A 6,227-nucleotide genomic window follows, 5' to 3' on the forward strand; every position below is an offset into this window, starting at 1 on the left:
GGCGGGTGGGGCCCCTTCGCGCGTCCGCGGCGCCTCAGGCCAGCAGCGAGGTCAGCCGCTGCGCCAGCATGTCCCAGCGCCAGGAGCGCTCGACCCAGCGCCGGCCCGCCTCGCCCATCCGGCGGCGCAGGTCCTCGTCGTGCAGCAGCCGCACGATCCGCTCGGCCGCGGCCGCCGCCGAGCGGCCCGGGACGACGTAGCCGCTCTCGCCCTCCAGCACCGCGTCCGGGGCGCCGCCGGAGTCCCCGGCGACCACCGGCAGGCCGGTCGCGGAGGCCTCCAGGTAGACGATGCCGAGCCCCTCCACGTCCAGGCCGCCGCGCCGCGTCCGGCACGGCATGGCGAAGACGTCCCCGGCGCCGTAGTGCGCGGGCAGCTCCTCCCACGGCACCGCACCGGTGAACCGCACCGAGGCCCGGACCCCGCGCGCGTCGGCGAGCTTCTCCAGGTCCGCGCGGTAGGGCCCGCCGCCGACGATCAGCAGCACGGCGTCCGGCACCGCGGCGAGGATCTGCGGCATCGCCTCGATCAGGGTGTCCTGGCCCTTGCGGGGCACCAGCCTCGACACGCAGACCACCACGGGCCGGTCGCTGAGGCCGAGCCGGGCCCGCACCTCGGCGCCGCCCGAGCCCGGGTGGAAGGTGCCCTCGTCGACGCCGGGCGGCAGCTGCACCATCCGGGCGGCCGCCTCCGGGCCGACCGCGGCCGCGATCCGCGACCGGGTGTACTCGCCGAGGTACGTCAGGGTGTCGGTGTGCGCGCCGATGCGGCGCAGCAGCTGCCGGGAGGCGGGCAGCTGCGCCCAGGCCGCCTCGTGCCCGTGCGTCATGCCGAGCAGGCGCTCCGCGCCCGCCCGGCGCAGCGCGGGCGCCATCAGCCCGAGCGGGGCGGCCGCCCCGAACCAGACCGAGGTGCAGCCCTCGGCACGCAGGATCTCGGCGGCGCGGCGGGTCACCCGGGCGGTCGGCACCATCATCCGGGTGCGGTCACGGATCACCTGGAAGGGCTGCTCCGCGTCGAAGCGGGCGACCTCCCGGCCGTCGCGCCAGGTGGAGGCGTACACCACGACCGAGCCGGCCGGCTGGCGGACGGCCATGTTGTGGACGAACGCCTGGATGCCGCCCGGCCTGGGCGGGAAGTCGTTCGTGACGATCAGGGTCTTGTGCATGCCGCGGCTCGCTCGGTCGGGGGGTGCTCGGTGGCGGGGTCGGTGATCCGTACCATAGGTCAACACCACGGCCCGCCGGGAACGAAGCGTCGCAGCGCAACCGTTTCCGCTCCGGGCCGGTCCTATGTCCAGGAGGGCCCGGCACGCGGGTTCCGCGGCGCAGGCAGCGAGACCACGAGGGAGCGCAGTGGAGTTGGCCCCCGCCGGGCGGACCGGCAGCACCAGCAGCACCGAGCGCCTCGCCCTGTCCGGCGCACCTCCCGCGTCCCCGGCCGGCGGCGCGCTCTGGGCCCTCGGGGCGTCCTGGCTGGCCACCCGCGCGCTGATCGTGCTGATGGCCGTCGGTGTGCTGCGGATCTCCGGCACGGACGTGAGCTCCGACATCTCGGTGATCTACCACGGCTGGTACGAGGTGCTGCAGACCGGCACCTTCCCGCTGGACGACGTCACCTGGCAGTACCCGCCCGGTGCGGCGCTGGTGATCCTGCTGCCGGGGGTGCTGCCCTGGTCGTACCTGGTGTCCTTCTTCGTGCTGTGCGGGCTCTTCGACGCGCTGGCGATGGGCATGCTGATGCGGGTGGGCGGGCGCCGCGGTCGCAGCTTCACCGGGGCGTGGATGTGGGCGGTGGGGGTGCCGCTGCTGGGCCCGACGGTGTACTGCCGCTACGACATCGTGGTGACGGCGATCGCGATGGCCGGCCTGGTGGTGATCCTGCGCCGGCCGGCGCTGGGCGGGATGCTGCTGGGCTTCGGCGGGCTGGTGAAGATCTGGCCGGTGCTGGCGCTGGCGGGCACGCCGCGCGGGCGCCGCACGCACCGCGCCTGGACGGCGGCCGCGGCGACCGCGGCGGCGCTGGGCTTCCTGCTGACGGCGGGCATGAACGGCGCCTTCGAGTTCCTGAAGTTCCAGAAGGAGCGCGGCATCGAGGTGGAGTCGCTGGGCGCGCTGCCGCTGCACTTCGCCAAGCTGGCGGGCGCCTGGGACGGCCAGGTGACGATGAACTACGGCTCGCTGGAGATGCTGGGCCCGTGGGTGCCGGTGATCTCCGACGTGAGCGTGGCGGGCACCCTGGTCGGCTTCGGCTGGCTGCTGCTGTGGCGGCTGCGCGCGGCGCGCTGGCAGCCGTCCACCACCTTCGACGCGGCGCTGGCGGCGCTGCTGGTGTTCACGGTGACCAGCCGCGTGATCAGCCCGCAGTACCTGGTCTGGCTGATCGGCCTGGCCGCGGTCTGCCTGACGGTGCGCGGCACCAGCCAGAAGCCGGTGGCGCTGCTGCTCCTGCCGGCGACGGTGCTGACCACCGTGGAGTTCCCGATCCTGTTCGGCGCGGTGCAGCACAGCCAGCCGTGGGGGGTGGCGGTGCTGGCCGCCCGCAATCTGCTGCTGCTGGCCGCGACGCTGGTCTCCTGCCGACGGCTGTGGCGCTCCACCCGGGGCCCGGACGCGGCGCCGACGGTGGTCCTGCCGGGCGAGCCGGCGGCGCCGAGCTACCCGGTCCGGCCCGGCATCGCGTACGAGCAGGCGCTGCTGGACGGCCTGGACGAGTCGGTCGGGCGGGCCGCCCCCACCTCCTGAAATTTGCTGCAAGTTCTTGCGAGCCGGGGCGGGCACTGGCAGCATCGGGTGCCGTCACCGGAGCCGCTGCCGCCCGCTGGAGGAACGCGCATGTCCCTGTACGACGTCCTGGTGGTCGGCGGAGCCGGCGTCGACACCATCGTCCGGGTCGACACCCTGGAGATCCCGGCCGGGGACTCGGTGGGCGTCCCCCCGGTGCACGACTACGTCGGGCACACCGGCAACGGCGTCGCGCTGGGCTGCCACCGGCTCGGCCTGCGCACCAAGTTCCTCGACTTCCTCGGCGACGACCCGCAGGGCGGGCTGGTCCTCGCCGCCTACCGCGGGCACGGCCTGGACTTCTCCCACCTGGTCTCCCCCGCGGGCACCCCGCGCGGGGTCAACCTGGTGGACGCGCAGGGCCGCCGGTTCTCCTTCTACGACGGCCGCCACCCCGCCGCGCTCCGGCTGCCGCGGGAGTTCTACCTGCCGTACCTGGAGCAGTCCCGGCACGTCCACCTGTCGATCACCGGGATCAACCGGGACATGCACCCCGACATCGAGCGGCTCGGCCTGACCAGCTCCACCGACCTGCACGCCTGGGACGGCGTCGCCGAGCACCACCGGCACTACGCGCTCCGGGCCGACCTGGTGTTCCTCTCGGCGGCGGGCTGCGGCGGGCGGCCGCAGGAGCTGATGCGGGCGATCCTCGCCGAGGGGCGGGCCGACCTCGTCGTCGCGACCGCCGGCGCCGAGGGCAGCTACCTGCTGGAGCGCGGCAGCCGGGAGGTCCGGCACCAGCCGGCGGTGGACCCGGGGCTGCCGGTGGTGGACAGCAACGGCGCGGGCGACGCCTACGTCAGCGCCTTCCTCTCCCGCTGGCTGGAGGGCCGGCCGGCCGCCGCGTGCATGCTGGCCGGCGCGGTCGCCGGCGCCCACGCCTGCACGAGTGCGGGCACCCACTCCGACCTGATCGACGCCGACCGGCTCGCCGCCGCGCTGGCGGCGGCCCCGGCGGCCGTCTGAGCCCCCCCCCCCCCCCGCCCCGGCCGCGTCCGCGCCGGCCGTCCGGGCCGCTCAGCGGTGCAGCCGGCGGACGGTGTCGGCGATCCAGCGCTTGGTGAAGGCCGCCTGGTCCAGGCCCAGCTCTGCGCGGAGCACCGCGTCGAGGCGGCCCGCGTCCCCGGCGGCGCCGACCGCGCGGTAGAGCGCGACCAGCCGCTGCGGGCCGAACTCGCGCGCGACCAGGTCGCAGGCCAGCCAGGCCTCCTCGTAGGCCTGGGCGATGCCGGCCGAGCCGGCCGCGAAGTCGCCGTCCGCGGGCAGCGCGGTCGGCACCCGGCCGGCGGCGATGTCCCGGGCGAGCTCCGGCGCGATCTGCCGGGCCGTGCGGTTGGCCGCCCGGTAGCCGGTGAAGTCGGCGACGCCCTCGGAGAGCCAGAGCGGGGTCCAGGCGTGGGTGGCGGAGCGGGTGGCCACGTGGGTGGCCTCATGGGTGACCACCACCTGGCGGCCGAGGTCGCTCAGCCCCCGGAACGCCTCCGGGTTGACCAGCACCCGGTCGGCCGGGGTGGCGGCCGGCGCCCCGCCCGCCGCCACGGTGACCGCGGCGATCCCCTGGTAGGAGCCGGCCGAGACGTCCAGCATCCGGGCGAACTGCGGCTCGGTGGCCGGGGTCTCGATGAGCAGCCGGCCGGCCCAGGCGTCGCCCCACAGCTCGGAGACGGCCGGCACGGCCCGGTCGGCGACCGCCGCCAGCTCGGCGAGCTCCGCCTCGTCGCCGAGCCCGAGGACCAGCGAGGAGACGCCGCGGACGACCCGGACCTCGCCGAGGTCCCAGAGCGCGGCGGCGCCGTCCGGCTCGTCGCCGGCCAGCAGCCAGCCGCCGGGCGTCCGGGCGAAGGTGAGCCGGCGCGGCAGGACGGCGGGGTGCTCGTCGATGCCCCGCAGGCGGTGGGCGAAGCCCGCGCTCACCGTCAGCCGGCCGTCCGGCCCGGGCTCGCCGATCGCGCTGATCCGGTACTCGACCGCGGAGAACGGCACCCGGGCGGAGCGGGCCGCGGCCTGCTGCTGCCCGGGGCGGGCGCTCTCGGTGGCCCCCGCCAGCAGCGCGGTGCTGTCGCCGCGCAGCACGGCGCGGGCGCGGTCGGAGAGCAGCGCCTCGATCCGCGAACGGTCGCGGCCGGACGCGGCCTGCGGCGCGGCGGCGGGCGTGCCGGGGCGCGGCGCGGTGGCGGCCCGGGGCACCGACAGCTGGGCCAGCCCGCCGGCGGCGAGCAGCAGGGCGGCGCGGCGGGAGACGCGTCCCGCGGGCAGTGCGCGAAGACCCGCCCCGTAGCGCCGGGGCAGGTCGGTGACCAGGGGTTCGGGCTCCACGGCGGACGCGCCGGGGTGGCCGTACACGCCGCTCAGACCCGCACCACCCCGCTGACGGGCATGGCGCTGACGCTCTCGTAGCGCACAGGGGCACCCGGGTGCGGCGCATGCACGACCACACCGCCGCCGGCGTACATGCCGACGTGGTGCATGTCCTTGAAGAAGATCACCAGGTCTCCAGGTCGCGCCTCGGACAGGCTGATTCGGCGCCCCGCGTACGCCTGCGCCTGCGAGGTGCGCGGCAGGGTCACTCCGGCCTGCCGCCAGGCCCAGTACATCAGACCGGAGCAGTCGAAAGCACCGGGCCCGGTCGATCCGTACACGTAGGGGGACCCGATTCTACTGATCGCGGCGGCCAGTGCGGCCGCCGCGCGGTCCGAGGAGGGCGGCTGGTCGCCCAGGTCGAGCCGGTCGGTGCCGCGGGTGGCGCGGCGCTCCGCGTCCCGCGCGTCGTCGGCGGCCAGCCGGGCCCGCTCGGCGAAGCTGAGCCCGCCGAGCAGCTGCTGGGCGTCGGCGAGCCGGCAGCGGATCCGCTCCTTGGTGTCGGCGAGCGAGCGGCGCACGCCCTCCAGCTCGGCGAGCGTGCCGGTGGCCTCCTCGCGTCGCTGGTCGAGCCGGCGCCGTCGCTCGGCGACCTCGCGCAGGGTGTCGCTCTGCCGGACGGCCGCCTGGTCGAGCGCGCGGGCCCGGGTCAGGTAGCCGGCCGGGTCGGAGTCGAGCATCAGCCGCACGGTCGGGTCGAGGCCGCCGGAGCGGTACTCGGCGGCGGCGGTGCGCGCGAGGTCGGCGGTCAGCCGGTTGATCTCGTCCTGTCCGCGGGCCACCTGGTCCTGGAGGGCGGCCGCCTCGGCCTGCAGCCGGTGCTGCGCCTCCTCGGCCGCATTCGCCTGCTCGGAGGCCTGCTCCGCCTCGTCGTACAGCCGGTCCACCCGGGCCTTCACGTCGGCGGTGCGCTCGGCCGGCTCGGCCGGTGCGCCGGGCGCACCGTACGCGCTGCCGCCGGCGGTGACGCCGAGGGCGGTGGTGGCCGCGGCCGTGAGCACCAGGGCCCGGGCGATGGTGTGGGCGCCCGGCAGGGGGGCGCGGCGGTGCGCGGACATGCGGCGGCGGCTCCGTTCCGGCGGCCGG

At 76.7% G+C, this 6,227-nt stretch carries 5 protein-coding genes; 2 read left to right on the forward strand and 3 right to left on the reverse strand.

Annotated elements, in window-relative coordinates; all coding sequences use genetic code 11:
- Positions 1–34: 34 nt before the first annotated feature.
- Complete coding sequence (locus ACFV0G_RS33150; RefSeq protein ID WP_380556015.1) at positions 35–1,168, reverse strand: glycosyltransferase family 4 protein; 1,134 nt, start codon at positions 1,166–1,168, stop codon at positions 35–37.
- 187 nt (positions 1,169–1,355) lie between these two features.
- Between ACFV0G_RS33150 and ACFV0G_RS33155 the strand changes: the two genes are divergently transcribed.
- Together ACFV0G_RS33155 and ACFV0G_RS33160 are read left to right on the forward strand one after the other, a co-directional pair.
- The gene (locus tag ACFV0G_RS33155; RefSeq protein ID WP_380556017.1) at positions 1,356–2,744 is read left to right on the forward strand and encodes a glycosyltransferase 87 family protein; all 1,389 of its coding nucleotides are present in this window, start codon (positions 1,356–1,358) and stop codon (positions 2,742–2,744) included.
- Positions 2,745–2,834: 90 nt separating this feature from the next.
- Positions 2,835–3,749: a carbohydrate kinase family protein gene (locus tag ACFV0G_RS33160; RefSeq protein ID WP_380556019.1), complete on the forward strand. Its 915-nt coding sequence runs from the start codon at positions 2,835–2,837 to the stop codon at positions 3,747–3,749.
- 51 nt (positions 3,750–3,800) lie between these two features.
- On the opposite strand, the gene ACFV0G_RS33165 is transcribed toward ACFV0G_RS33160, so the two are convergent.
- Together ACFV0G_RS33165 and ACFV0G_RS33170 are read right to left on the reverse strand one after the other, a co-directional pair.
- Entirely contained in the window at positions 3,801–5,099 is a 1,299-nt protein-coding gene (locus ACFV0G_RS33165) for a hypothetical protein (protein WP_380556021.1), read from the reverse strand.
- Positions 5,100–5,131: 32 nt separating this feature from the next.
- On the reverse strand, positions 5,132–6,227 hold a 1,096-nt coding region (locus ACFV0G_RS33170; protein ID WP_380556023.1), incomplete at its 5' end, for an NlpC/P60 family protein.

Source organism: Kitasatospora sp. NPDC059571, assembly GCF_042735675.1.
Taxonomy (GTDB): Bacteria; Actinomycetota; Actinomycetes; order Streptomycetales; family Streptomycetaceae; genus Kitasatospora.

Coding starts and splice junctions, on each gene's coding strand:
- ACFV0G_RS33150 (WP_380556015.1), bottom strand. CDS start 1,168: ATGCACAAGACCCTGATCGTCACGAACGACTTCCCGCCCAGGCCGGGC.
- ACFV0G_RS33160 (WP_380556019.1), top strand. CDS start 2,835: ATGTCCCTGTACGACGTCCTGGTGGTCGGCGGAGCCGGCGTCGACACC.